Source organism: Kitasatospora sp. NPDC004531 (genome assembly GCF_053602195.1).
The window spans coordinates 1-2,463 of the sequence record NZ_JBSGDD010000201.1; the positions used below are offsets into that span (position 1 = coordinate 1).

Here is a 2,463-nt window from a genome sequence, read left to right on the forward strand (position 1 = left end):
GAACGTTCCCGGTGGGCGGCTCTCGCTTTCGAGGCGGTCCGGCTAGCTGTCGGCCGCCGCGCTGCCCTCCAGGGCCTGCTCCCGCTTGTTGCGGACCATCGAGGAGGCCAGTGCCGCGCCGATGAAGGCGACGCCGATCAGGCCGGTGACGATCTCCGGGATGTGGTACTTGATCGAGGCGAGCAGGATCAGCGCCAGCGCGCCGATCGCGTAGTGCGCGCCGTGCTCCAGGTACACGTAGTCGTCCAGGGTGCCCTTGCGGACCAGGAAGACGGTCAGCGAGCGGATGTACATCGCGCCGATGCCCAGGCCCAGGGTGATCTGGAAGATGTCCTGCGAGATGGCGAACGCACCGACGACGCCGTCGAAGGAGAACGACGCGTCCAGCACCTCCAGGTAGAGGAACAGGAAGAACGCGGCCTTGCCGCCGACCTGGACGATCGACTTGCCCTTGCGCTCGGCCTCGTGCTCGGCCTCCTCCTGCTCCTCCAGGCCGGACTCGAACACCCCGGACAGGCCGTTCACGGCGAGGTAGGTGGCCAGACCGCAGACACCGGCGAGCAGCACCGTCTCGGCCCGGTCACCGGCGAAGAACCGGGACGACAGGGCGAGCACCACCAGCGCGATCACCGAGGAGAGGGCGTCCAGCCTGCCGATCTTCTCCAGCGGCTTCTCCAGCCAGCGCAGCCAGTTGAACTCCTTCTCCTCCAGGATGAAGTCGAGGAAGATCATCAGCAGGAAGATGCCACCGAACGCGGCGATCGCCGGGTTGGCGGCCTCCAGGTACTCCGCGTAGGTGTGCCCGTCGTGGGTCTTGCTGGAGTCGATCGCCAGCTGCACCACGGTCGACGGGTTGAGGTGCGCCGTCAGGGCCACCACCAGCAGCGGGAAGATCAGCCGCATGCCGAAGACCGCGATCAGCACACCGACGGTCAGAAAGATCTTCTGCCAGAACGGGTTCATCCGCTTGAGGACGGTGGCGTTGACGACGGCGTTGTCGAAGGACAGGGAGATCTCGAGGATCGAGAGGATCAGGACGACGCCGAATCCTTCGGCCCCCCAGATCAGGCCGGCGGCGATCAGGCCGGCGATCGTGATGGCGAAGGACCATCCGAACGTACGGAGGAACACGGGGTCAGTTACCTTTCTGGCTACCGGAATTGACCGCTTCCGGGTGCTTACTGAACGTTGACGCCGAAGTCGAGCGCGATGCCGCGCAGGCCGGAGGCGTAGCCCTGGCCGACGGCACGGAACTTCCACTCGCCCTGGTAGCGGTACAGCTCGCCGAAGATCATCGCGGTCTCGCCGGAGGCGTCCTCGGTGAGGTCGTAGCGGGCGATCTCGGTGCCGTCGGCGACGTTGGCCACGCGGATGTACGCGTTGGAGACCTGGCCGAAGCTCTGCAGGCGGGCGTCGGCGTCGTAGATCGACACGGCGAAGACCACCTTGTCGATCTGCACCGGCACCAGGTCGAGCTGGACCTCGACCACCTCGTCGTCGCCGTCGCCGTCGCCGGTGAGGTTGTCGCCCTGGTGCTCGACCGAGCCCTCGGGGCTGCGCAGGTTGTTGTAGAAGACGAAGTACTCGTCGCCGAGGACGCGGCCGCCGGAGCACAGCAGTGCACTGGCGTCGAGGTCGAACGGCGCGCCGGTGGTGGACCGGGCGTCCCAGCCGAGGCCGATCCGCACCTGGGTCAGGTTCGGCGCGGCCTTGGTCAGCGAGACGTTTCCGCCCTTGGCAAGGGTGACGGTCATCGGACTTTCCTCCCAGCTCCCGTCTCCGGGGCTCCCGGGGTGTGCTGTGGTGGTCGGCCGTCGGACCGCCCGGGAGGGCCCGGTCCGGCGGGGCACGCCCGCAAGGACGTACCCCAAGAGATCTACGCCCCCCGACGGCCGTACAGTGCTGCACACCCGACTGAACTTCCTGAACTCCGCTCTCCGCCCGGCCCGGCCGCCGCGCCCGCAGGCCCGGATCGGCCGCACGGGCACGCCCTGGGCCGGTGGGCGGATCGCGGCCGAATCTACCAAGCGCCCGCCGGCCCGAGTGGCGGGCCGTCCCCGGAGAACGCCGAGGGCCGGGCCCGCGAACGGACCCGGCCCGAACTGCGCGCCGCGAAACCTCAGACGTTGACTCCGAAGTCCTGCGCGATGCCGCGCAGACCGGAGGCGTAACCCTGGCCGATGGCGCGGAACTTCCACTCGGCGCCGTTGCGGTACAGCTCGCCGAAGACCATCGCGGTCTCGGTGGAGGCGTCCTCGGAAAGGTCGTAGCGGGCGATCTCGGCGCCGCCTGCCTGGTTCAGCACCCGGATGAACGCGTTGCGGACCTGGCCGAAGCTCTGCTGCCGGTTCTCCGCGTCGTAGATCGACACCGGGAAGACGATCTTCGCCACGTCGGCCGGGACGCCGGCCAGGTTCACCTTGATCTGCTCGTCGTCGCCCTCGCCCTCGCCGGTGAGGTTGT

Annotated in this window: 3 protein-coding genes; all 3 read right to left on the reverse strand. The window is 68.4% G+C overall.

The window, feature by feature from the left end; genetic code table 11:
* Nucleotides 1-42: 42 nt before the first annotated feature.
* Nucleotides 43-1,131, reverse strand: a complete 1,089-nt coding sequence (locus ACWEMJ_RS34085; RefSeq protein WP_452141018.1) for a DUF475 domain-containing protein — start codon at nucleotides 1,129-1,131, stop codon at nucleotides 43-45.
* Between the two features lie 47 nt (nucleotides 1,132-1,178).
* Nucleotides 1,179-1,754 carry a TerD family protein gene (locus ACWEMJ_RS34090; RefSeq protein ID WP_452141019.1) on the reverse strand — a complete coding sequence of 192 codons (576 nt, stop codon included), beginning with the start codon at nucleotides 1,752-1,754 and terminating at the stop codon, nucleotides 1,179-1,181.
* 365 nt (nucleotides 1,755-2,119) lie between these two features.
* Nucleotides 2,120-2,463, reverse strand: a 344-nt coding sequence (locus ACWEMJ_RS34095) for a TerD family protein (protein ID WP_452141020.1), incomplete at its 5' end; no start/stop codon positions are given.